Annotated in this window: 29 protein-coding genes, 1 tRNA gene and 1 pseudogene; 10 read left to right on the top strand and 21 right to left on the bottom strand. The window is 37.0% G+C overall.

What is annotated here, in order from left to right:
* Window positions 1–83 precede the first annotated feature (83 nt).
* The 15 genes from ACKPCE_RS10535 to ACKPCE_RS10605 all read right to left on the bottom strand — a co-directional run bounded on the left by ACKPCE_RS10535 (window position 84) and on the right by ACKPCE_RS10605 (window position 7,080).
* Window positions 84–938: a hypothetical protein gene (locus ACKPCE_RS10535; RefSeq protein WP_319505151.1), complete on the bottom strand. Its 855-nt coding sequence runs from the start codon at window positions 936–938 to the stop codon at window positions 84–86.
* Window positions 939–1,015: 77 nt separating this feature from the next.
* A complete protein-coding gene (locus ACKPCE_RS10540; protein WP_319505152.1) occupies window positions 1,016–1,348 on the bottom strand; it encodes an HNH endonuclease in 333 nt (110 codons plus the stop codon).
* Window positions 1,338–1,742 carry a hypothetical protein gene (locus tag ACKPCE_RS10545; protein ID WP_319505153.1) on the bottom strand — a complete coding sequence of 135 codons (405 nt, stop codon included), beginning with the start codon at window positions 1,740–1,742 and terminating at the stop codon, window positions 1,338–1,340. Before ACKPCE_RS10545 ends, ACKPCE_RS10540 begins: the two co-directional genes overlap by 11 nt.
* 53 nt (window positions 1,743–1,795) lie before the next feature.
* Window positions 1,796–2,155 (bottom strand): hypothetical protein, encoded by a 360-nt coding sequence (locus tag ACKPCE_RS10550; RefSeq protein ID WP_319505154.1) that lies wholly within the window; start codon window positions 2,153–2,155, stop codon window positions 1,796–1,798.
* Window positions 2,143–2,472: a hypothetical protein gene (locus tag ACKPCE_RS10555; RefSeq protein ID WP_319505155.1), complete on the bottom strand. Its 330-nt coding sequence runs from the start codon at window positions 2,470–2,472 to the stop codon at window positions 2,143–2,145. Before ACKPCE_RS10555 ends, ACKPCE_RS10550 begins: the two co-directional genes overlap by 13 nt.
* The gene (locus ACKPCE_RS10560; RefSeq protein WP_319505951.1) at window positions 2,469–3,122 is read right to left on the bottom strand and encodes a DUF6633 family protein; all 654 of its coding nucleotides are present in this window, start codon (window positions 3,120–3,122) and stop codon (window positions 2,469–2,471) included. The genes ACKPCE_RS10555 and ACKPCE_RS10560 overlap by 4 nt, the downstream gene beginning before the upstream one ends.
* The gene (locus ACKPCE_RS10565; RefSeq protein ID WP_319505156.1) at window positions 3,010–3,843 is read right to left on the bottom strand and encodes a DUF7833 domain-containing protein; all 834 of its coding nucleotides are present in this window, start codon (window positions 3,841–3,843) and stop codon (window positions 3,010–3,012) included. The genes ACKPCE_RS10560 and ACKPCE_RS10565 overlap by 113 nt, the downstream gene beginning before the upstream one ends.
* Before the next feature lie 149 nt (window positions 3,844–3,992).
* Window positions 3,993–4,343 carry a DUF1064 domain-containing protein gene (locus ACKPCE_RS10570; RefSeq protein ID WP_319505157.1) on the bottom strand — a complete coding sequence of 117 codons (351 nt, stop codon included), beginning with the start codon at window positions 4,341–4,343 and terminating at the stop codon, window positions 3,993–3,995.
* A 25-nt stretch (window positions 4,344–4,368) separates the two neighbouring features.
* A tRNA-OTHER gene (locus ACKPCE_RS10575) sits at window positions 4,369–4,442 on the bottom strand.
* Window positions 4,443–4,471: 29 nt separating this feature from the next.
* Window positions 4,472–4,912 (bottom strand): DUF4494 domain-containing protein, encoded by a 441-nt coding sequence (locus tag ACKPCE_RS10580; RefSeq protein ID WP_319505158.1) that lies wholly within the window; start codon window positions 4,910–4,912, stop codon window positions 4,472–4,474.
* A 30-nt stretch (window positions 4,913–4,942) separates the two neighbouring features.
* On the bottom strand, window positions 4,943–5,761 hold the full coding sequence (locus tag ACKPCE_RS10585) for a PDDEXK family nuclease (protein WP_319505159.1): 819 nt from the start codon (window positions 5,759–5,761) through the stop codon (window positions 4,943–4,945).
* Complete coding sequence (locus ACKPCE_RS10590; RefSeq protein ID WP_319505160.1) at window positions 5,748–6,230, bottom strand: hypothetical protein; 483 nt, start codon at window positions 6,228–6,230, stop codon at window positions 5,748–5,750. The genes ACKPCE_RS10585 and ACKPCE_RS10590 overlap by 14 nt, the downstream gene beginning before the upstream one ends.
* Before the next feature lie 11 nt (window positions 6,231–6,241).
* Window positions 6,242–6,475: a hypothetical protein gene (locus tag ACKPCE_RS10595; protein ID WP_319505161.1), complete on the bottom strand. Its 234-nt coding sequence runs from the start codon at window positions 6,473–6,475 to the stop codon at window positions 6,242–6,244.
* Window positions 6,476–6,667: 192 nt separating this feature from the next.
* Window positions 6,668–6,904, bottom strand: a complete 237-nt coding sequence (locus ACKPCE_RS10600; protein WP_319505162.1) for a helix-turn-helix domain-containing protein — start codon at window positions 6,902–6,904, stop codon at window positions 6,668–6,670.
* The gene (locus ACKPCE_RS10605; RefSeq protein ID WP_319505163.1) at window positions 6,901–7,080 is read right to left on the bottom strand and encodes a DeoR family transcriptional regulator; all 180 of its coding nucleotides are present in this window, start codon (window positions 7,078–7,080) and stop codon (window positions 6,901–6,903) included. Before ACKPCE_RS10605 ends, ACKPCE_RS10600 begins: the two co-directional genes overlap by 4 nt.
* A gap of 177 nt (window positions 7,081–7,257) precedes the next feature.
* Between ACKPCE_RS10605 and ACKPCE_RS10610 the strand changes: the two genes are divergently transcribed.
* The 4 genes from ACKPCE_RS10610 (at window position 7,258) to ACKPCE_RS10625 (ending at window position 9,269) form a co-directional block, all read left to right on the top strand.
* A complete protein-coding gene (locus tag ACKPCE_RS10610) occupies window positions 7,258–7,614 on the top strand; it encodes a helix-turn-helix domain-containing protein (protein WP_319505164.1) in 357 nt (118 codons plus the stop codon).
* A 34-nt stretch (window positions 7,615–7,648) separates the two neighbouring features.
* On the top strand, window positions 7,649–8,194 hold the full coding sequence (locus tag ACKPCE_RS10615) for a hypothetical protein (RefSeq protein ID WP_319505165.1): 546 nt from the start codon (window positions 7,649–7,651) through the stop codon (window positions 8,192–8,194).
* Between the two features lie 171 nt (window positions 8,195–8,365).
* Window positions 8,366–8,890 (top strand): hypothetical protein, encoded by a 525-nt coding sequence (locus tag ACKPCE_RS10620; RefSeq protein WP_319505166.1) that lies wholly within the window; start codon window positions 8,366–8,368, stop codon window positions 8,888–8,890.
* A complete protein-coding gene (locus tag ACKPCE_RS10625; protein ID WP_319505167.1) occupies window positions 8,877–9,269 on the top strand; it encodes a hypothetical protein in 393 nt (130 codons plus the stop codon). The genes ACKPCE_RS10620 and ACKPCE_RS10625 overlap by 14 nt, the downstream gene beginning before the upstream one ends.
* A 1,297-nt stretch (window positions 9,270–10,566) precedes the next feature.
* On the opposite strand, the gene ACKPCE_RS10630 is transcribed toward ACKPCE_RS10625, so the two are convergent.
* Both ACKPCE_RS10630 and ACKPCE_RS10635 read right to left on the bottom strand, forming a co-directional pair.
* The gene (locus ACKPCE_RS10630; RefSeq protein WP_319505168.1) at window positions 10,567–12,768 is read right to left on the bottom strand and encodes an AAA family ATPase; all 2,202 of its coding nucleotides are present in this window, start codon (window positions 12,766–12,768) and stop codon (window positions 10,567–10,569) included.
* A gap of 178 nt (window positions 12,769–12,946) precedes the next feature.
* The gene (locus ACKPCE_RS10635) at window positions 12,947–13,207 is read right to left on the bottom strand and encodes a HigA family addiction module antitoxin (protein WP_319505169.1); all 261 of its coding nucleotides are present in this window, start codon (window positions 13,205–13,207) and stop codon (window positions 12,947–12,949) included.
* A gap of 268 nt (window positions 13,208–13,475) precedes the next feature.
* Here ACKPCE_RS10635 and ACKPCE_RS10640 point away from each other — a divergent pair, with 268 nt between their 5' ends.
* Window positions 13,476–13,916, top strand: a complete 441-nt coding sequence (locus tag ACKPCE_RS10640; RefSeq protein WP_319505170.1) for a hypothetical protein — start codon at window positions 13,476–13,478, stop codon at window positions 13,914–13,916.
* A 258-nt stretch (window positions 13,917–14,174) separates the two neighbouring features.
* Here the strand turns inward: ACKPCE_RS10640 and ACKPCE_RS10645 are convergent, their stop codons facing one another.
* Both ACKPCE_RS10645 and ACKPCE_RS10650 read right to left on the bottom strand, forming a co-directional pair.
* A complete protein-coding gene (locus ACKPCE_RS10645; RefSeq protein WP_319505952.1) occupies window positions 14,175–14,978 on the bottom strand; it encodes an erythromycin esterase family protein in 804 nt (267 codons plus the stop codon).
* Window positions 14,915–15,562, bottom strand: coding sequence for an erythromycin esterase family protein (locus tag ACKPCE_RS10650; protein WP_319505171.1), 648 nt, complete (start codon window positions 15,560–15,562; stop codon window positions 14,915–14,917). Before ACKPCE_RS10650 ends, ACKPCE_RS10645 begins: the two co-directional genes overlap by 64 nt.
* A gap of 41 nt (window positions 15,563–15,603) precedes the next feature.
* On the opposite strand from ACKPCE_RS10650, the pseudogene ACKPCE_RS10655 reads away from it, so the two are divergent.
* The 4 genes and pseudogenes from ACKPCE_RS10655 to ric form a co-directional block, all read left to right on the top strand.
* Window positions 15,604–15,732 (top strand): annotated as a pseudogene (locus ACKPCE_RS10655) (IS4 family transposase); the annotation flags it as partial.
* Between the two features lie 499 nt (window positions 15,733–16,231).
* Window positions 16,232–16,999 (top strand): N-acetyltransferase, encoded by a 768-nt coding sequence (locus ACKPCE_RS10660; protein WP_319505172.1) that lies wholly within the window; start codon window positions 16,232–16,234, stop codon window positions 16,997–16,999.
* A gap of 109 nt (window positions 17,000–17,108) precedes the next feature.
* A complete protein-coding gene (locus ACKPCE_RS10665; protein ID WP_319505173.1) occupies window positions 17,109–17,528 on the top strand; it encodes a hypothetical protein in 420 nt (139 codons plus the stop codon).
* An 86-nt stretch (window positions 17,529–17,614) separates the two neighbouring features.
* Window positions 17,615–18,337 (top strand): iron-sulfur cluster repair di-iron protein, encoded by a 723-nt coding sequence (gene ric, locus ACKPCE_RS10670; RefSeq protein WP_319505174.1) that lies wholly within the window; start codon window positions 17,615–17,617, stop codon window positions 18,335–18,337.
* A 175-nt stretch (window positions 18,338–18,512) separates the two neighbouring features.
* On the opposite strand, the gene ACKPCE_RS10675 is transcribed toward ric, so the two are convergent.
* Window positions 18,513–19,133: a NanQ anomerase/TabA/YiaL family protein gene (locus ACKPCE_RS10675; RefSeq protein WP_081698322.1), complete on the bottom strand. Its 621-nt coding sequence runs from the start codon at window positions 19,131–19,133 to the stop codon at window positions 18,513–18,515.
* 471 nt (window positions 19,134–19,604) lie between these two features.
* A complete protein-coding gene (locus ACKPCE_RS10680) occupies window positions 19,605–21,053 on the bottom strand; it encodes a potassium/proton antiporter (protein ID WP_319505175.1) in 1,449 nt (482 codons plus the stop codon).
* A 162-nt stretch (window positions 21,054–21,215) separates the two neighbouring features.
* Between ACKPCE_RS10680 and ACKPCE_RS10685 the strand changes: the two genes are divergently transcribed.
* On the top strand, window positions 21,216–22,406 hold the full coding sequence (locus tag ACKPCE_RS10685; protein WP_319505176.1) for a uracil-xanthine permease family protein: 1,191 nt from the start codon (window positions 21,216–21,218) through the stop codon (window positions 22,404–22,406).
* Window positions 22,407–22,513 lie beyond the last annotated feature (107 nt).

Genomic DNA, 22,513 nt, shown 5'->3' on the forward strand with positions numbered 1-22,513 from the left:
CCCCCTTCATTATAAAGAAGAGAGTCTGTTTGAAAATTAGAATCTTTTTATTTTCGAATATAGGTATTATTAAATGGCGTTTTCTATTTTTTAGATTTTAAATATTCATTAAGTGTGGCCCTCCTAAATCTCAAAGATTCATCTTTTTTTTGCGCATCATCTGTCTCAGCTAGGAATTTGTTTATTTCTTTAATCCTATTTAAATTCTCATCATCGCCCAATTCTGTCCTAATATATATTTTTTGATTATCTAGTGAGTAATTATCATCGCTCGTTTTATGGGAAAAGTTATCAAAATAACGATTCCCTCCTTTTCTTAATAAATACATTTCTTTTCTCAATTGATCAATTACTTCAATTATATACTTACTTTCGGATATTTCTGTTTTTTCAATTGATGCTGGAATTAAGCTTCTGCCAAAACTTTTTAGGAAAGGAGAATAATTAGGGTCTGCACTTGACTTTTCATAAGTTCCGATGATACTTTTTATTAATTTGGCTTGAAATTCAGCAATTGAATGATATCTTAATGAAATGGGGTATTGAATATGCTCAATGCCGCTAGTATCAAATGCATACTCTGTTTTCTCATCTTTTATAATAATCGTAGGTTTATCAAATGCAAGCCTCATTCCCAATTCAAACATGACATTAGGGTTCTTAGAACTTACGTCGCATATTACAATATCATTATTATATATGTTAGTAACAATTCTATCATGAATTAAACCAATAGCAGTATCGTCACTTACTAATTTCGCTTCGAAATCAGTCTTATTTACAGCTTCACAAAGTATATTAAGCACATCTTGCCAATGATTAGGTGGGTATCCTACTGTATCAGCAATAGGCATTATTATACCGCACTTTTTTTTGCTCGGAACATTAGCATTATTATCAACGCTAGATCCGTTTTCTGTGTTTTTTTTGTTTTCCATATATTATATAATTAAGGTTGCAAAACTAATAAATATTTTTAAGTAAATATTGGTTTTAAATAAAATATTTTAATCGTCTATTTCAAGAATTTCTCTTCAAACCTTTCCGTCGCCCGTTTATTGTTCGCCTGAATAGATTCTTTCGAATGACTAAATGCGCGTCGATGTATTTCAGCATGGCACGGATGACACAAGCTTTGCAGATTGTTAAAGTCAAACATAAGATTCTTCATACCCATTTCATGCGGTACGGATTCGACTGGGGTTCTATGATGTACTTCGGTTGCAAGCGTACTCATGCCTTTTGTTTCGCACACTTCACAAATCGGGTTTGCTTTAAGCTTATCAATTCGAAGCAGCTTCCACCGCTTCGAATTGATTAATTTAATGTATATTGGATTACGACTCATGGCATTTCTCTATTGGTCGGGCATTCTTAAACGGTCGGAACTTCCTTGCTTCTAAAATTGCGTCATTTGCTTCTTGACTCGTATTAAAGCAAAGAGCATGTTCAAGTAGCAAAGTTCTCGGAGGATCGCCATGTCCGGAAGTAAGATATACACCTTTTTCCAATTCAACAATGTATTGCGTTTTCTCTGCCCAAGGCTGTTTCGCACTTTTAGGTTTATAATTCCATCCGTTTAACTCGTAACATTTCTTGCGAATGACTTCCTCATTCAAATCTTGATCTATCTTGTCGGCCGTACCGTCATGATTATCACGATACAGTTTGTAATGACCCATGTGGCGACAATAGTGGTAGTCCGGTCTTTTATGTACTTGCATGTCTTTATTCATATTCATACGTTGTGTTAATAATATAATCTATTCAAAAAAGCTAATCATTCAAATCATTTTTAAATCTCTTCCCATGATTCGCAATCTTCGTTTTCGTCTTTTGTCGGCTTCTTCACTGCAACCCGAATCGCCTTTTCCGTGAACTTGCTTGTCAGATAATTATCTGCTTCCTCCCAATTAGAGAAGCAAAGGTTCGGGTCGGTATAAAGCGACACAATTGTTTCGTTTAGCTTATCCATCGCGCCGAATGCACTGGAATTAATAGTTCCATCCAATAGCGTGAATTTCTCGCTAAGACGTTGATAGTTCTCTGTAATGAATCGATCTATGTAAAGGCGATTCGTTTCATTCACGGCAAATGTTTTAGCCGGAACGTTATGCAAATAATTTACATTTCTAGGTTTTGTTATTCTTCCCATAATCGTAATTGTCCGTTTATCTCGTCAAGTTTGTACTGAGGTAATTTTCTCTTTGGTTTAACGAAGTCGAATTGTCTATCCGCTTCGGAAAGGTCATAAAACATCTGTTTGATTTCGTCAGGAACGGGCTCTTCCTCTTCGTCGTGTTCCGGGTCGGCGACTCGTAGAAAGCAATGCCACAGGTATTGATTGATTTCGTAGATGCTTTTAAACCCAAATTTCTCTTTGATCAAATCGGCTCGTTCGTATGCTTCGGTTGAGATTCTCGCAACGACCTTTTTAAAGCCCCGTGGTTGGATTTTCTTTGGTGTCTTCATATCTTCCCTTGTTTTGATGGAAATAATTGCTCTATCGCGTCCGTATCGCCTTCTGTGGCTCTTCTCTTTAGTTCCATGTACCAGCTCCATGAAGTATATCCGTCTGGTATTGGCGAATTGCGGGCTTCAATTTCATCTCTAAGCCGATTCAGTCTGAGCCTTTCGAGTTCTATGTTCCTGTCGCTTCTGAATCGCTTTATTGCCTCACAGAACGCTATCGGGTCGAACGAACCGTAAAATCGGCCATAGATGCCAAGCTTGAACCGGGCGACAAAAAGCATAAATTCCGGAAGCTTCAAAAAACCATAGTGCGATAGAATCAGTTCGGCCAGTTCCTTCCGGGCGTCTTCGTTCAAATCGTTTTTAACCTGCGTGAACAGGTCGATGCTGTTCAGTTGGATGCTAATCCATGAAAGCGCGTTTGTTCGTCCGTATGCCTCCGAAACAAGTTGTATCGTTGGCGCATCGCTTGTGTACACTCGTTCGGTGTTGTTTGGAAGCCTTGCACCCACTTGCGGATTGAACGCTTTGCCCAATTCACAAAAAGTTGAGTACTTCGTCGTCAGGCAAGTTATCTGGGCTTTCTTCTGCGTTGTTTGCAATGTCTGCAATGATGTTTCTTGTCTTGTCAGCTTTACTAAGTTTCCGATCTGTTTCATTGAGTTTATTTGTTTTAAACCAGTTTGAAAAATGAAATTTTGCATCTTTGATTGATTTTGAGGTTTCGCCCCTGTTTTGAAGTTCCGCAAAGAAACTTTTTAAGTGAACCGCAAACCTCTGGGGCGTTAAGTGCTTGTTCATACAAAATTGTTCGAGCCAGACTCTTTCGTTCAAAAGCGAATCAAGGCAAACATTCAAGTCAACTTCGGCCTCGTGCGCACATGTATACGTGGGCGTTAGAGGAAGAATATTATTCTTCTCTTTCTTGTATGTTTCCGTTTGCGTATCTGTTTGCGTGTCTATTTGGTTTCCGTCTGTGATACTGTTTGCGTTATCATCTGTATTATTATTTGTATTACTATCTGCGTTACTGTTTGTGATACTATCGCTTTGATATTTATCGTAATTTAAGATTGTAATTATCTGATTTACAGTACCATTCACTACCTTAATTTGGTTTTCGTTTTCTAGTTCATTAAGGAATCGTTTTACTTTCCCTATTGACCACATCCACCGTTTCGATAATTCATCTAAACTTTTTCCAATTTGGCCACGTAATAACGAAACCTTAATTCCGCGCTTTCTATAAGAACTCTCTTTATAGCTTGCAATCATTATCAAATCGGCCCATGCTTGACCACGAGAAAACTTCTCGCTCAGCCATAAATCTGAATTCAGCATTTGCCGATGTAGCTTAATCCAACCTTCCATTACTTATTTGTTTTTATAATAATTACACATGCGAATTCCAGTCGATCTATATATTTTATAAATGGAACAGAAACACATAAAATTATTTACTCCATTTGAATTTATACAAGTTCTGCAATTAGCTTTAATGTTAACTTTATTTGCCATTGTTAGACCTCCTTTATTTTAATTCCATGTACTTGCAACATGAGTTTGCGCTTGATTATATATTCTTTCGTTTTCATGCCTTTAGAATCCTCTACGATCGTTTCACCATTTTGGATATATTGAAAATCTGCATAATAGCAAACGGCTCTTTCTAGGAGTTTCTTTTTATGAAGAGCCTTTCTTATGCCTTGTACATCGTAGTGTTCGTATTGCGCCGGAATAAGCTCGTATTTAACTTGTTCTTGCAGACATGAGATAATACCCTTCTTTTGGAGCAGCTTTAATTGTTGCGCCCGGTTGTATTCTCGAATGGAATCATAACCTTTGTACTTTACATTCTTATACTTTGCCATGCTTTATTAATTGATTTGTGAATAGTGGAGCGAAGCGGAATCGAACCGCTCATTCTGCTTTCTGTTTTGAAAGAAGTTCTAACCATTAAACTACGCTCCAATGTGCCGGGACTTTCACCCGGCCGATTTTACTCTTCTTTAGGTGTGTATGGGTAAACGTCCATAATTTCGGTTTCCTTAACCATTTCAAGGCTGTAGTCGGCAAGTGTGCCCTTCATGCTTTCTACTAAGCGATCTTTGGCCTCTTGTAGAGTGTCGGCTTGTACTAGTACATTTGATTTCGTTTTGCGCTCTTTGCCGCTTTTCTCGTCAAGTGTAATAAAGGCAATTCGACATTTAAAGAAGCGATCGCCGGAATCGTGAAAGAACGTTTCGCTATATGCGGCTCGCGCTATGGCGGTTACTGTAAACTCTCCGGATATGAACGGAGTAACTTGCTCAATAATGCGAGCCTCTGCTTCGGTGAAACTCAGCGCGTCGACTAAATAGGGTTCAGTAACTTTTTTACTTATTCCGTTTTCGCCTAATTTCTCATAACGGATTTTACATTCAAACCATGTGTGCATCATTTTGTCTATTTTTAAAAAGTGAATATTATGTTAGTGTTGTGACGGTCTATTTGGCTTTTTAGTAAGCTTTCTTAGGCTCTTTTTGAGCTTGTGTATTTCATTTTGTACAGGAACATTGCCTTTCGATTCAGGTTGTAATGCTTCGATCTCTAACTTTATCTTTAGCACTTCTTTGGCGGACTCTATACAGTCCGGGAAGTCGCGCCCGCTTCTAAGTGATTCGTCAATTATTTCATTGGATAGCCTAATACGGTCGTATAGCTTCTGTATGTTTTCCACATGATCAGCCCGGTGTAGTTCTATTATTCTACCGTCATTTATATACCCGTCGTAAATCACATAATAAAGAGTGTCTACGTCCGGGCGGCCGATGAAGTGCCCAAGAAACTGCCAATAGTATTCGTTCTTGTCGTCTATCCCGTTAAGGAATTGAAGCGACTCAATTTTGCCCTGAGACATTGGGCATTTGATTTCTCCCAATGCTATTATTTTGCCATCAAATCCGTAAACATAGAAGTCCGGGCTATCTCCAAAACCTTTAAATGGTTCATTGAATACAATATCTTTGAAGTCCGTTGTGCATGATTTGATTTCACTGATCAATTGACTACGTAGCCATTCAATTGCAAGCGATTCGTTTGCATGTCCCCAGTCAAGGGCTTTGCCCGTTGGACTTTCTCGCATAATTCCGGTTCTTCGTTCATAGCGAACTAAGTACATTTCATCAAATGCAGCTTTGCCAAACGGTGTTCCTTTTCCGGCTTTCATTAAGTCGGGAAGGGTAGAAGCGGTTATTTTGCCACGACGCTCCTCTTTCCATTCCATTTCTTTTTGCTCAGGCGATTTCATAATTTATAAGCTCTTTTATTTGGTCTTTGGTGAATCTATATTTGCCTTGTACGGTAGAAAGTTTATACCCGCTTTTCAGAGCGTCAATAATATCTTTCCATACAGTTGAATTCGTTTCTACAGGAATGAGCTCTTTCTCTTTTGGAATGAATGGCCTGATTCTAAGAGCGTCAACCATTTCACCAAATGCGTTTACTCTCGCTGAACCGATTTGTATTCGCCCGCCGTACCATTGTTCGATAAGTGGCGTTTTAAAAAGCTTCTCCATCGTTTTACAGTTGGTTTTGTTTAGTACCAACGGTTTCACGTTCTCTTCGAAATACAAAATCGTGCATTCCTCTTTTTTGCCCGATGAGTTTGGGACTTCTTTTCTATCTGTCTTTTTGATGGTTAAAACAATGTCTTTTCCTTCGGGCAAACATTGAACTCCCAGATAGTCATAATTGAATAAACTTTTCCAATGTGTCATAATCCTTTTAATTAAAAATTATCATTGTCTTCTGATTGATATAGCGTAGAATGGCATGATTCGCAAACGGTAATCATTTTGGAACTGTGTTTCTTTAAATGCACCACTTCAACTTCAATCTCTATTCCTTCGCCGTCTTCTAGTACCTTGCCGCAATCCTCGCACCGTACAATATCGGAAGGACATACGCCAAGGAAAGAGCAACGTCTACAGTTGCCAATGCATTCAATTTCCTTGTCTTTCATTTCTTCGATGATTTAATTCGTTACACACTAGTACATAGAGAATCGTTAAAGCAACGATACATAATGCAACTATTAATTTACCTCGTTCTGGTTCGCCCTCGGCTAATACGCATGCTATGAACATGGCTATTACGGCAACGGGGCTTTGTTTTAGAGTTAGCATAATGATTTCTATTAAAGTATTTGGTTGTCTTATTTGCCTAGAAAGCATTTGAGAATTTCGTTTTTCGAAAAGAACTTTCTTCCGCCTTTCTTCTTATATGGAATTTCCCCTCTTGAACACCTGTTATAAATTGCGTTCACTTTGACACCAAGCATATCAGCAACCTGTTTAGTTGTGAGTATTTCATCAGAACATTTGTTTATTGCTGCTTCAATAGTGGGAGAGATAGCTTTCGCCAATTGATTTATTTCCGCTAATGTTTTCATATCTGAAAGTTTCTTCTGGTTTTCACTCCGCCGCTTGATAGAGCTTTTTCTCTGATCCTTTCGGGCATTTCCCCCTCTGTGATGTATCTGAGCGCGTTTCTAACTGTTTGTTCGGATACTTCAAAAAGTATTGCTAACTTCTTTACTGAACCTCTTTCTACTAAAATTCTTGCCATATTATTAACTTTTAAAATATAATTCCTAACTTTGTGGAATGTGCTTTGCGTTTTGCTTCGCACAATGTTTTCGTTTTGGTTCTGCAAATATATCGCCATTTGACGATATATTAAAATAAACTCATGCATAAAATCGTCAAATGGCATTATTTAGAATTAATATAAATAATTAAAACAATGGAAAACATCGTAATACAAAGAGTTATTGAGGTGATTAAAGATAAGAATGTGAGTCCTAAAAAGTTTGCTGAAATAATAGGATTCAATTATTCAACTCTAAATAATTATATATCAGGTAGAAGAACATCTATAGAAGTATCTCTATTATATAAGATTTCATTGTCGTTTGACGATATATCATTGGATTGGATTATTACCGGAAAAGGGAGTATGTATAAGAATGCTTTAGAAGACGCTAATACAGATATTGAAAATCTGAAAGAAGAATTAGCCATGCTAAAGGGTGAGAATAGAGTGCTTCGGGAACAAATTGGTCTCGGAGAAAAAAAAGAATCAAAGCATAGGAGTGCGTAATAATAGATTTTAAAACACGAAAGATAATAAAGTAATGAAAAAACTATTTCTAGGTTTAATGTTAATGAGTTTTCCAATGTTCGCATTTGCGCAATTTAGTATTGATAAGATAGATGAATTTACAAATGACGCGATTGTGGCAACGGAAGGTGTTGTATTGCAGAGAGGCTTTTCGACCAGCTTTATATTAAACCTTAAACATTGTATGGGAAAAGACTTTGTAGGATGTGTATTAACGACAAATAAATGTTATAATATCTACGGCGATGAATCTTTATTGTATATCAAGTTTAGTGATGGCACAATTCGCAAAGCCACTTGTTACGAAAATGCGACAGCGAAATATACAATAATGTCAGGTGTTACCTTTTGGAACACGTCGATGATCTACACCCCAGAAAAGGGAATGATAGAAGATTTAGCTACGAAAGATATAGTGAAATATAGATATGAGACAAGTGTCGGCAACTTTGAAAGTGATGTTAAGCCTAAAAAGGCGAAAAAGTTTAAAGAGCAAGCAAATGCATTTTTATCAAGGCTATCACCTTTGAATAATTGGAAAGAAAAGACAGGAAAGTAATATGTGTAGATTTGGAAGGTTGAAAGGCTTCTTAATTAGTGTATCAGAAAAATCAAAGGACTGTTTTGATAGATATTGTGGCTTACAACCCGCATTATTTCAATGGAGCGAATTAAAGAAGATTTTTAGTATAATATACTTAATTTATTATTAACATTTAATTTAAAAGCTATGGAAGACGATTTTAAAGAGCTGTTGTTAAATCGTATTTATAGAGATATGAAGCAAACAACGACAGACAAGTATTATGCATCTTTGCTTTTAGATAGGCAAATATTAGTGTCAAAATGCTTTAATTGTTTAGTTTCGGTGTTTTCGGTGGGTGGTGCTGCTTTCTCATTGGTGGATGTTATCATACCAATGGCTACGGGTATGATTGTAGGCATTTTTACTATTGTAAAGCAGTTTTTTCCTGTGATATTTATGGAACCAAATGATATAACAAAATTGAATAGTATTATGACTGATTATGTGGTGTATGGTCATCGTTTGCAAAATATATTTGATAAGCTCTTCACTGGTGTTCTCGCAACTGATGAAGCATCCAAGCAATATGATGAACTAACCACTTTGTATGCTGATAAACAAATGATGCTGAGTAAATTATTTGGGAAAATAAGAAAAAAAATGAATGCGAAAGCTGCTCTTAAAAGTGATAATTATTTAAACGAAATATATCACAATGAAAATAAATAATATCGCAATAGAATTTTCATCTATGAGTGCGAAAGGCAACGCTTCTTCTCCTATCGTACGCATAAATGAACAAGTTGTACCATTTGGCAAAGTGAACCTAGAGTACAATACAAAAAAAACAGGTTGTCGGGTTTGTGTTGGGGTTAAAAGAATGAATCTTGATATGCTAATGAAAGCAAAAAAAGGGATTATTCCAAATGAAGTTAGCGCTGCGCCTTTAGGATGTTTGAGTGATCCCGGAAGCAGCACAAGGCCAACAAGACCTATAAAACCTAGTATCCATATTACAATAGGAAATCTTGAAGATAATAACAAAATATTTTCCGCTGAAGAAATAGATATAGCAATCAAGAAAAATAAATATCGAAAGAGGAAATAATAAAATACTTTATAAGGGTAATTCTATTATTTATTAAAAATATGTAATAATTATGGAAAAAAGTAGTCTGAATTCTAACAGAGATTTTATTTTTGAAGATCTAACGCAACCGGGAAGTGCTCCAAGACCTCAAAGGCCTAAGGTTGAACAACGAGGACTGCCAGACGTTGGGCATTCTCAACGTCCAGCAACTCATTCTCCGGCTCCATCAAAGCCGAATCCAAAGCCTAAAAAGTAGTTATTTTTTTGGTCTAGGCAATGAAATGTATTCGGTTGGAATACCATTCTCGTTAAGCATGTTTTTTATATGCCATATTAATCTTGCAGTAGAAACATGTTTGACAAGTACTAAGTAGATGATTTGCATAGCCATACCTTCTATGGCTATGCGACTAATCTTTTTTTTCTTTTTGAATATAATATTCATTGTGATAAACGTTAGTGGGTTATTGTTTTAACCAAATCTGAGTAAAGGCAGATCAAACGATTCTCCCTTTTTGATATAATTGAATAGTAATTCTGATAATTCAAAAGGTGAGATTTGTTTTTCTCCCATGCTACTGGTTTTAATGCATTGTATTAATCGAATAGATTGCTCAATGCAAAATGCTCTTAATTCCTCGTCTGGTGCCATAATAACTTAATTGGGTTATAGGAATATCATTTCAAGTCATAAAATGGTGGCGCGACAAGCATTAAATTGCTCCGGTGGGATAGGGGAGTTTGATTGTTAGATATAGAATAATTATAAAAAAATGATTCTACTTTTAGGGGTGAGAATCAAATATATGAATCCGATTTGCATTGCAAATGCATTGCATGAAGAGTAATTTGGTTTTGTAACGTATTGATTTATAGACTGTTAGTAAAAACAACGTGAACGCTTCGGAATCACTAAATAAAACCGCAAATAGCTTATTATAAGGCTTTTGCGGTTTTTTTGTTTTTATCTTGCACAACTTGATTGTTAAAATCACATCAAATATACATCTTTGCATTGCAAATGCATTGCACATCACGGAAAAATGCGTTGCATGAAATACCCAAATTTAAAATTTGTATTTGATCGCCGAAATGTGGCGAGTTTAGAATCAAGCTTTTGCTAAAAAGTGTTCACTCCTAATCTCCTTCTGAAGGCTAATGGGAGTTTTTCTACCTCTTGCCTTCAGAACATAGCATTTAGTAGTAATACCCGCTTTTTCGTATTATTAAAGTTATATAGATAACTTCGATTAATGTTTCTAGATAAATGCATAAATCAATGATCGTTTTTGAAAATGATACCTAGCGCATTCATTTATATCAAAGACTCCTTGCAATCTTTATATAATTTTATCAGATGGGAAATAGACATGTCTATCAGAGGCTCAAACATGAAGCTATTTAAATGGATTAGTTCTGGTGTCATCATATTGACTCGTTCTATAATCCCTTTATTGCTGTCATTAGGGCATGTGTTTTTATACTTACCAGTCCACTTACCTGTTTGATTTCCATTGACAATAAGAAAGTTTTCGTCTTTGCCAGCAGCAATTATTTTGTCATGCATATATTTTTCGGCTAAATGGCGAATGGCAATAGAAAGTACAATTTTATTCTCTATTAATACTGGGTCAGGTGATGGTTCGCTTACAATTGCATCTGCAGTGTTTATAATAAGGTCATATATTTTATTAGCAGTTTTTATACGTTTTACGCCTTTTCCTAAGGTATAGTTAGCCAAAATATCGATAACTTGTTCTTCTGTTATATTCGCTGTATCGGCTTTCATGTGCAAACAATTAGTAAGTGTAAGGTATTCAGATGCGCTGTCTCCTTTCGTGTATTCTATCAAATTTCTCACAAAGGGAATCATACTGATGAAAATCTTATCATTGTCATCATGTTCTACGAAAGCGTTAGCATATACGTTGTTTTTATACTGCCCTGTTTCCAAGTTGACTTTACCATATGCCGTGCGTTCAACCATCCAAAGATTGCTTTGGAATAGACCAAGACGAGATGAAACAGTACGATAAAAGTCATAATTATGAGTCATAATAAGCATATAGAACTTATTTTCACTTCTTTCTGCTAAATCCTTTATATATTCAACAATAGCGTATTTGTTCTGATAATCAAATGAATCCGCAATATCATCCATTATCAAGATGGAGTCATTGTCTGCTATTTTGCGAGCTTCCATTTCAAAAAGAAACTGTAGAATAATAAATGCACGTTTTTCGCCACGACTCAATATTTTGTCCAGTTCTTTTTTCTCTTTAATGACAGGATCTTGCCCTTCGATAACATAAGAAAATTGAAGTTTTGCCGCTTCTTTTTTTAAGATAATATCTCGTTGATTAGCGATAGATACTTTAAGCGGCACATGAAAACGAGCGTTGTAGAGATTAATAATGTCTTCCCATTTTTCTTGTTGTTGTCCAGCTTGTGTTAATACATCAAGTAATTGTGCCTTATTTTCGTTATAAACTTGAATATATGAATCAAACAGTGGTTTTATATCTGCTTTAGCGAGGTACCCCAACCAAACTTTCTTGCGAAAAGTTTCGTAGTTAAGCATATAGGAAATCCATTCTGGATGCGATTCAATTATAGCCTTGAATCCTCGCAATTCTGTGTTTTTATCTATTGCCTTAGTTATTTTTTCAAAAGTTTTTTTCAGTTTCTCGTCGTTAAGTACTCTTTTTTGTTCATTAGACATTATCTGTTGCAACTGTTCATGAGAGGTTATCTCCGTTCCATTTTGCAATATAATTTTATGTTGTACGCCGAAAAAAATGCCATCAGAAACATATTGAGAGAGCTGAGCTGCTTGATAAGTTCCAAAAGCGTGTGCACCTACAGAGCGATATAATGCGGATTCAGATAAAAGCTTCTCATAATTTTCAATATACTCCTTTAAATTTTCTTTATGAACTTCAAGGAATTCTTTTACAGTGCCCTTTGTGTCGAAAACATTATTATAACGGAATTCAAAAAAAGGTAATCCAGTTTTTACCTCAACATCAACTCTTTCAAGAATACTGAAAATTGTATCATTCTCACTCATAGCAAAGGTCTCAACTATTTCTTTTTCACAATCAGTACTTTGCGAGCAACTCTTTAGTTTAGTCATCAAAGCTTCCTTCTCTTTTGTCAACTTTTGATATATCTCGTCATATTTTGCCTTCAATTCAGTACTTGCAAGGAAGTTTATGAAAGATCCAGAACTATCTAATTCATCATCTCCATTAACTACAAAGATATTATTCTTGGGTACTTCGCAATCATCCACTGTAAAATCATATCTAACTTGATTATCCTGGCAAAGTTGATCACAAGGTTTCTCTTTTGACTGTTCTGATAAAAATTTCATGGTCTTGGCAAATGAAGTTTTCATGGTTCCATTAGGTGCATATATAAGATGTGTCTGTTTTCCAACAACAAACTTAAACTCATGGTCAAGACTCTTGATGCCAAAGCAGTTTTTCCAATTTATTTTTATACTCTGTATCATTCTATTATGTTTTTTAAAAGGTAGTGAATGTTTGAATAATCAAAGGATGAATAAATATATTTTCTTTTTTTGAGCACAAAACTTATTTTGAATTTAGATTAATATTATCAAAAACTATTTTTTAAAGAAACATTATAAAAAAAAATATTTTCAGTAATCTATTTTCGATAATTTATAATTAAGAGATTTTGATTAGACGTGAGTTGTATCGGCTTTGCATATTGTTCCAAAGCGATGCATTGATGCCTAGAGCAGCCTCTAAAACTAAAGCCATTTCAGCGCTGACAGGGCGTTTACAGTTAATTATTTTATTCAGCATTGTATATGAAACAGATATGATTTCTGCGAATCGCTTTTGGCTGATTCCACGTGCTTGCAATTCATCTTTCAGCACATTACCGGGATGCGTCGGTACGTATGGTCTTAATTCGTTACTCATGGTCTTTAAAATGATATGTAATAGTTATAGCAGCTTTCTTATCGTAAAGTTCTCTTTAAATACACCTGGTTAAATTCTATTGTCATATCTAATTAATATTGAATACAAAGATATGAATTGTTTTTGCTTATTCGCTTATAATGTGAGTAATCTTATGCTTTATCGATAATTTCTTATACTTTCATTCACACACTAATGAAATTAATACTACTTTTGCCGGCGTACTGTTACACATAACGCAAAGTATACAACTAATGATATCGAAAATATGAAAACCAAGAAAATAGTACTCTTCGCTTTATTATCCATTCTTGTTACCGGATACGCCAGTAGTACGATGATAGTTGAAAACCCTGTAAAAGAAAGCATTTCACCTATCGGTATTTTTGTTTGTTCCTCCACTCAAATAATAGATGATAAAGATATTCCGCATCGTGACTTTGTTATACAGAACTCATTCGATACTTTTGAAAAATTGCTAGGGTCCAGATATAAAATACTCAACTTGAACAATATTGTGCCGTACGACAAAGTTTTTAGGAAGCCATTTGGAAGCTTTTATATAAACGACAAGAAGATTGGCGAATATGCCAAAGCAAATAATTGCAATACTTATTTAATAGTATATTATGCCGAAACGGAAGTGAATTTCAGTTTCATACTACCGGATATAGGCTTAAAAATCCTTTCTAATTACCTATATGGGTAGCCCTAAAATAAGGAGAAAATGGTTCCGTTATACACTCCAATTGTCGCTTGTATGGGTGGCTGTTTAGAACGGAAGACAGAAACAGATATATTGTCTGCGAAATTGCAGTCTAATAAAATTCTGTCCGCACTTATGCTATGGGTTTATTGCTGTAATTCATTGATTTAAAATGAATATATACTATATGTTGTTTGTGGCTTTTTTTGGGATATCTGATATTTATGACCGATAAATTCTGGAGCATATCGAAATCCTATTTTACTCACTTTCTGTATAATTTACTGAAGCTTCTACGTCATTACAGTAAATAATAGCATCGTAATATTCAGCATTGGTTTGCATGTATTTTAAATCATTAGCAGCTCCAATTTCATAATATGGTTGAAATGAATAAAAATAAAAGGCTACATTTTTAGGTGTATTTTGATTAAAATTCATTGGTAAAAAATAATATTTCTTATTTGCTTTTGATAAATAGTAATTTACAGATGGAAATTCAGGAGGAGCAATGTATATAGACTCCATTTTATATTCTTTTTGTGGATTGAAGCCCGTAAAATAGCCTTGCCCAATTTGATACCCAATGAAATAATAATCACTACCTATCATTTCGTTTAACCACCAGCCTGTTATTCCAGTTGGTTTAAATAATTTATAAAAGCTGTTTACTGAAAAAGTATTTTCCATCTGTCTTAAAAATCCGTTTTTACTCAAATGTCCACTATGTGCCATGATGATCATTTTGCTGTTTTCACCTTCCAATTTTAAAATTGAACGAATCAGTTGAGCATTGCATGAATCACGTACAATCAAACTTCTAAAATCAATCCTTTCAGTTACATCGTGGCTTTTAGAATCAAAACTTTCATTTAATTGCATGAAATTTTTAAATACGGTTAATCTCAAACTGTTTATGGCATACTTCTTTTTGTCTGAATTTTTAATATATTGTGTTTTGTTTGTTTTGAATTTATGTACTAATATGTTATAAGCTAGTTTTACTGAATCTCTTTTCTCTTTGTCGAAACTACTATAATTCCAAATGTTTTTTTTGTGAATAATTTGTCTAAATTATCGGTGGATTTTTTTATGTTTTTATCAACTGTATTGAGGTATGAAAATAAATCTTCCAATAGATCTATATTACTCTGGATATCCATACCATATATCATTACCTTTTTGTTGTTTTTTGAATTATAATTTTTTAGCCATTCAAAAAAGTCTATGTATTCTTGACAGTTAGTGAAAAAATGGCCCGATTTAAGTATTTCTTTCAAATTCCCTTTTCCTGTGGAAATATATTCATTTACTTTGACACCCACATTAAAGTGCATTTCAAGAGCAATAATATTATAATTGCACTTTTGAATTAAATATTTTGCCAATTCATTGCGACTTTCATAAATGGTTTTTACTCCATGAGCAGGTTCTCCAATACCAATAATCTTTTTAACTCTGGCTATTGAATCTATTTTATTATATGCCAGAATATTATTATCTTTTCCCATATCATAGGAATTCTCACTAATCCATTTTACAATTGCCGTTGAATCTATTAATTGATTCATAGTCACTTTTGTTTCTGCATTTTGTGCAAAACTCAAATTTGACGCTAATAAAAATAATGTGATAATTTTTTCTTTCATAATGTGACTTTTATGACATTTTTTCTATTTATTGATGATAATTATTTCGCCATACTTATTTTGTGCTACTTACACCACATCTCTTTCTTTGTTATATCTTTGATAAAACTAAATTTCAATATCAGAAAGAACGATTTGGATCAAATGGGCCAAGTTTATTTGATGAATAATAACGTCCCCATCTTAGTGGGACACAAGTATTCCATAATTCTAAATAATTAAGCTTCAAAATTATGAAATATTATCAATAAATATCGTATTAAAGGATAATATTTATTTAAATATATTTTAATCCTGTTTTGTTTCTGATTAAAACCTTTATAGCTACACTTTTAAGAATCTACTTTGATAAAGTGAACTCTCAATTTCTTGTTTTGGCAGATTTTTATTTCTATGTAATCTTTATCCATTGTCTTTTTTGCTCTAGTCGATAAATTCTTATACTTTCGTTAACAAAATAATAAAATAAATACTACTTTTGTCGGAGTTCTGTTACATAACACAAAGTACGTAACAAATGATATAGAGAAAATGAAAACTAAGTAAATAGGCTCTTTGCTTTACTATTTACCTTTCTTATATAGGAAGCGCCAGCAGTAGCAGTACGATGATAGTTATAAATTCCGTAAAAGAAATAATTCTATAAATCTATAAACAACAACTAACACGATGGAAACAAAGTACATCACATTAAATGCCCAAAATCTGGATGCGGAACACATCTGTTGCGGGTTTTCCGACAAGAAAATAAAGGAAGGTTACGAGAAGAAGAAATCGTGGCTGAAGAATGAAATGGAACGTGGATATATGTTCAGGCGATTGGACGAAAAGGCGAAGGTCTTTATAGAGTATGTTCCGGCAGAGAATGCTTGGTTGCCCGTTGAGGCGAAAGGGTATTTAATGATGAATTGCTTTTGGGTGTCCGGTCAGTACAAAGGGAAGGGGCATGCAAAAGCTTTGTTGAAATCGGCGGTGGATGATGCTTGTGCGCAGGGTTGCGCCGGACTGGTTACCGTGGTGGGCACCAAAAAACTTCCTTTTATGAGTGACACCAAGTGGCTGTTGAAACAAGGTTTTGAGGTGGTTGAGACTTTACCACACGGCTTTGCTCTTTTGGTTTTGAAGTTAAAGAGTGAGGCTGAACTTCCTTCTTTCAAGCCGTGCGTGTTGAAAGGGGAGTGTGAAGAAACTAACGGATTGGTAGTTTATTACTCCAATCGTTGTCCGTTTACAGAATACTATATAAATGATGCTTTGTCGGCTTTGGCGCAACAAAACAACGTACCGCTTACCATTATTAAACTGGAAACAAAAGAACAGGCACAGCAGGCGCCTACTCCTGCAACTATTTTTTCGGCATTTTATAAGGGAAAGTTTCTGACTACGGATATGAGTATTTGTACCGCGTCTCGTTTTGCGAAATTTTTAGGCGTCTAATTGGAATAAATAGATAGATTCTCTTTGTTTATTTAAAAAATTATAACCACTTTTGCACGCGAATTCTATTAATAATATTTTGATGTATTTTTACTAACAGACTTTATTTATGAGAAAATTATTTTTTATCCTCTCTGTTATTCTATTGGCATCTTGTTCTTCTGATTCGGAAAATCCTGCTATGTTGAGTAACTCAGACATTTCTATTGAAAAGATTGTGTTGAATAACCAGACTTACACTGTAGGTGCTAAGAACTTTATGGTTTCCGATGAGGCACCACTGAGTGTAACGGGTACGTTTTCTTCTTCCAAAAAAGTAGAAGTAGATTATTCATGGGCTAAAACAACCGAGGTATTATCTTCTGTGGCTGTTGAGTGCAAGAATCCTACAGCAACAGTGAATGTGAAAAAGGAAAGTGCCAGTGAGCTTTTTAACAAATTTACAGTAACAGTGATCACCACCACACCCGAAGCACAGGTTGTTTACACTATTGCTGCCCTTAAAACTGCTGCACCTGAACAAAAATAGTTCAGCATTGTAACGAATGTTACAGAATAGAGCCTGCTTATACCTGTATATTTGCCATACGAAATCAAATTTAAAAATGATAGATTATGGAAAAAGTAATTTCAACTCAGGTATCAGTAGGCTCTTTGGTAGCCGAAAACTTTGCTGCTGCAGAAGTGTTCTCAAAATACGGTATTGATTTTTGTTGCAACGGTCATGTGTCGCTTGCCGAAGCTTGTGCCGCTAAAGGTGTCAGCGTTGACCAGATATTGAATGAACTCAATCAGGTTGAAGAGGGGGCACGTATTGATTTTGCATCTTGGCCCATCGATTTGCTGATTGATTATGTGCTGAAAATACACCACCGCGGCATTCGCCAGAAAGGTCCGCAAATGAAACAACTGCTCGATAAGGTTGCTTCCGTGCACGGCGATAGTCATCCCGAACTTTATACCATTCAAGAATTATTCGAGGGCTCTCTCATTGATCTGAACATGCACTTGCAAAAGGAAGAGAACGTGCTTTTCCCTTATGTGCTCGAGCTGTTTGAAGCTGCTGAAGCCGGTCAACCTGCCGAGGAAATGCATTGCGGAAGCGTGGCTTATCCTATTGATGCCATGATGGCTGAGCATGATAACGAGGGAGAAAGGTATCGCACCATCGATGGGTTGACGAACCATTATACTGCACCGGCTGATGCGTGTGATAGCTACCGACTGATCTTAAAACAACTTCATGATTTTGAGAAGGCTTTGCACGAGCATATTCATCTGGAAAACAATATCATATTTCCACGTGCCATTGAACTGGAAAATAAATCGGTTAGATAAGCCGGAGAGCCCACTGCTGGGGTATGGGCGAAAAAAAAGGAGTCACGCCTGACTCCAACCTTTGTTAACCTTAAATCTAATACTATGAAAAACACATTGCAAAGGTACGCACTTTTTCGGTATTTGCAAGTCTCGTGTGCGGAAACAGGTGTTTTATAACATAGATTAATAGTTGTTAGGGAATATATTCTATTTTAGCAACAATCAGCCTTACTATTTCTTCTTTTTCAGCCTTCACAAGTGCCTGGTGGTAATCATTGGGGAAGAAGAGAAAAAAGAAATCGGGCTTGGAATCAACATACTTTATTTTCTTTGCCGTGTAATGAATCACATCGGGCTTATACTCCGTTACGGGTGTGGCATCTTTGGGGTTGATGATGCCGAAACGTTCCGTCCCTTTGGCCACGTATTGCAAATCAATGTATTGGCGGTGCGACTCCACCTTGCTTTTGCTGGCATCTCGCGTTTGACTGTTCGATATTTTAATGTAGCATCTTTTGCCATCAATAGGGTAGGTACCTTCGGGCATGTTCAATAAGTCGTTTTGTGCCATCCAGCTGAACATCTTATCCCACAGTTCTTTGTTTTTGGCGTACTGAGTGGCAAACTCCACACAGTCGGTTCCTTTGTAGGGGACAGGCGCAAACCCGTTGGCCCATTCTTTTTTCGCACACCAACGTTTGGCTTCTTTCTTGCTGATAGGTTTATTGGCTGCATACAAATTGCTGGTAAGCAGACTGGTGGCTACGGCCATGCTTATGCATAGCAGCTTGCTTTTCCATGTACTTTTCTTCATTTTCAGGTTCTGTTTATTTGGGTTTGATATAAAAAATGCTTCGCCTACAGGTGGGAAGCACTTGTGTTTTGAATGACGCAAAAGTAGAAATAAAATTTGCTCGTTGCAAATCTTTTTGTAGACCCGGGTGTACAGCCATTATACACCCGGGTCTACAAACCCTGTACATGGGGGTGTACAAACTGTGTACACCCGGGTGGAGACGAAAATTGCTAACCTGCAAAATAAATCGCAGAAGCATGCTAACTAAATATCTTATATATAAAGAATAAATAGTAGCAAACTCGTAAGGAATTAATGCCAAAAAAGTTGGTGATACTTGGTGAGGCTTTTTTTAAGGCAAGTGTCACCCGTAAACACTTGTATATCAACTGATTATTGAGTTGGTGATACTTGGTGATACTTTTTTTTATACTTTTTATGAGGAGAACAGCCACACTACAAGGACACAAAGTGCCACTTTAGCTGATTTTATGGTTTCTCTTTCTCGGAAATTAGCAACAGTTTATCGCCGACATGCAACTTCAAACTGCCGTTGGGGATTAGGAATTCATTGCCTCGTTTCACAATCATAACCAGTGTGCCTTGTGGTAAATTCATCTCCTTTAAAGTGTCGGCTTGCTCAATCATCTCGGGCGTTACCGTCATGTCCGACAGGCTGCTGTCTATTTCTTCGGGCAGTTCCACGCCAAATTCATTGCCTGTTTGGGGCAGCGGGGTGGAGAGGTGCAGCAGCCGTGCAAAGAATGAGATGCTGGTGCCTTGCACAACGAGCGAAGCAATGGTGATGAAGAAAACAATGTTGAAGATGCTGTTTGAACCTTCCACACCGGCCACAACGGGGTAGGTGGCAAAGATAATGGGAACGGCCCCGCGAAGCCCCACCCAGGAGACAAACAGTTTCGACTTGAAGTTGATTTTCCGGAAAGGAAGCAGACAGAGAAACACGCTGAGCGGACGTCCTATCAGTATCAGGAACACACCGACAAGTATGGCTACAAGGGCTACATTGAGCATTTCATGGGGGTTAACCAGCAGTCCCAGCGTAAGGAACATGATGATTTGAAAGAGCCACGACATGCCGTCCATAAAGGTGGCTATTTCTTTGCGGAACACAATCTTTTTGTTGCCAACCACCATGCCGGCAATGTAAACCGCCAGGTAACCGTTGCCATGCAGGCGGTCGGTTATGGTGAAGGTGAAGAACACACAGCCTAATAGCAGTATGGCGTAAAGCGACTGGTTATCAATGTTGATTTTGTTCAGAAAAAGAACGGTGAGCTTTCCCAAAATATATCCTCCGGCACCACCCACCAGGAACTGTACCGCCAGGTTACCGGCAATCTCTCCGGCATTCATGCTGCCCGATAGTATAATCTGTATAAGCACAATGGTAAGCATGTAGGCCATGGGGTCGTTACTTCCGCTCTCTAACTCGAGCATGGGGCGCAGGTTGTGTTTGAGGTTCATCTTCTGCGACCGCAGGATACCGAAAACCGAAGCCGAATCTGTTGACGACATGGTTGCGGCGAGCAGCAGGGAGGTGGTCAGCGGAAAGCTGATGTTGGTGAAACTCATGCCCGATATAATCCAGATAAACAGTCCCGTAAACAAGGCGGTGAGCAGCACGCCTGCCGTTGACAGGACAACGCCCGCACTCATAATAGGTTTGATGTCGGCTACTTTGGTGTCCATACCGCCCGAGAACAGGATGACACTCAGAGCTACCATGCCTATGGCCTGAGCCTGATGTGTGTTGTTGAACTGTAACCCCAGACCGTCACTTCCGAAAAACATTCCTACCAACAGGAACAGCAGTAATGCGGGCACTCCGAAACGATACCCTGTTTTCCCTACAACGATACTGATGATTAATAAAACGGATCCTATGAGAAGCATGTTTTCTACTGAAAAGAGCATATGGTGTATGTTTAAACAGATTAATAATTTGAAGTATCGTTGCTAAGGTAGTCATTTTTGAGCAAACGAAAAAATAGTTTTTTATTCCTTTTTATGCCAAATAATTGTTTAATTAGTTAATTGTATTACTTTTGTACTCCCAAAACCTCTTTAATATAAATTATGGAATTAAACAACCTTTCTCCTTTGCGTAAAGGGATCGTGGGAGTGCAGTTTCTTTTTGTGGCTTTTGGGGCTACTGTACTCGTACCTCTTTTAGTAGGACTAGATCCTTCAACCGCTTTATTTACCGCTGGTATCGGTACGCTTATTTTTCATTTAGTTACCAAGGGGAAAGTCCCCATCTTTTTGGGTAGCAGCTTTGCTTTTATAGCACCCATCATCAAAGCAACGGAACTGTATGGTTTGGCCGGCACTCTTTCGGGGATGGTTGGTGTTGCATTGGTTTACTTTTTAATGAGTGCGCTGGTTAAATGGCAGGGCGTTAAGTTTCTGGATCGTTTGTTCCCTCCGGTAGTTATCGGGCCGGTCATCATGCTGATTGGTTTGTCGCTTGCCGGAACGGGTGTGAAGATGGCCAGTGAAAACTGGATATTGGCTTTGGTATCATTGCTGACTGCTGTTGTTGTTTCCGTTAAAGCCAAAGGGTTACTCAAAATCATTCCTATTTTCTGCGGAATCATTGTGGGCTATGTTACAGCTCTAATCTTTTTTGATGTCGATTTAACCGGTATCCGTGATGCCGCCTGGATTGCCGTTCCCGATTTTAAGTTTCCTTCTTTTTCATGGGAGCCTATCTTGTTTATGATACCCGTAGCTGTGGCTCCTGTTATTGAGCACATTGGCGATGTGTATGTAGTGAACACCGTTACCGGAAAAGATTTTGTGAAAGATCCCGGTTTGCACCGTACGTTGTTGGGTGACGGTTTGGCTTGTTTTGTAGCTGGTTTCCTCGGTGGCCCTCCCGTAACGACCTATTCGGAAGTAACCGGGGCTATGTCGCTGACCAAGGTTACTGACCCTACGGTTATCCGTATCGCTGCGTTTACGGGTATTATTTTCTCGGTTATCGGTAAGGTGAGTGCTTTGCTGAAATCAATTCCGAGTGCTGTATTGGGTGGCATTATGTTGTTGCTGTTTGGTACCATCGCTGCTGCCGGTGTAGCCAATTTAATAAATAGTTGTGTCGACTTTAGTCGCACGCGTAACATCATTATCTTCTCGCTGACACTGACCATCGGTATTGGTGGTGCTGTGTTTACGTGGGGTGATTTCTCATTCTCGGGCATCGGACTGGCTGCCGTGGTGGGTGTGGTGCTGCATTTATTGCTTCCGCACGAAGAACAGAAATAGTTTCGAAGAAGATAGATTCTTTCCAACCGGATAAACAGAAGAGGGGTGCATCACGAAACATGCACCCCTCTCTGCTGTTTACACCAAGGTAAACTATGCTGAACCTA

This window comes from Bacteroides graminisolvens (assembly GCF_963666085.1).
GTDB classification, from domain to species: domain Bacteria; phylum Bacteroidota; class Bacteroidia; order Bacteroidales; family Bacteroidaceae; genus Bacteroides; species Bacteroides graminisolvens.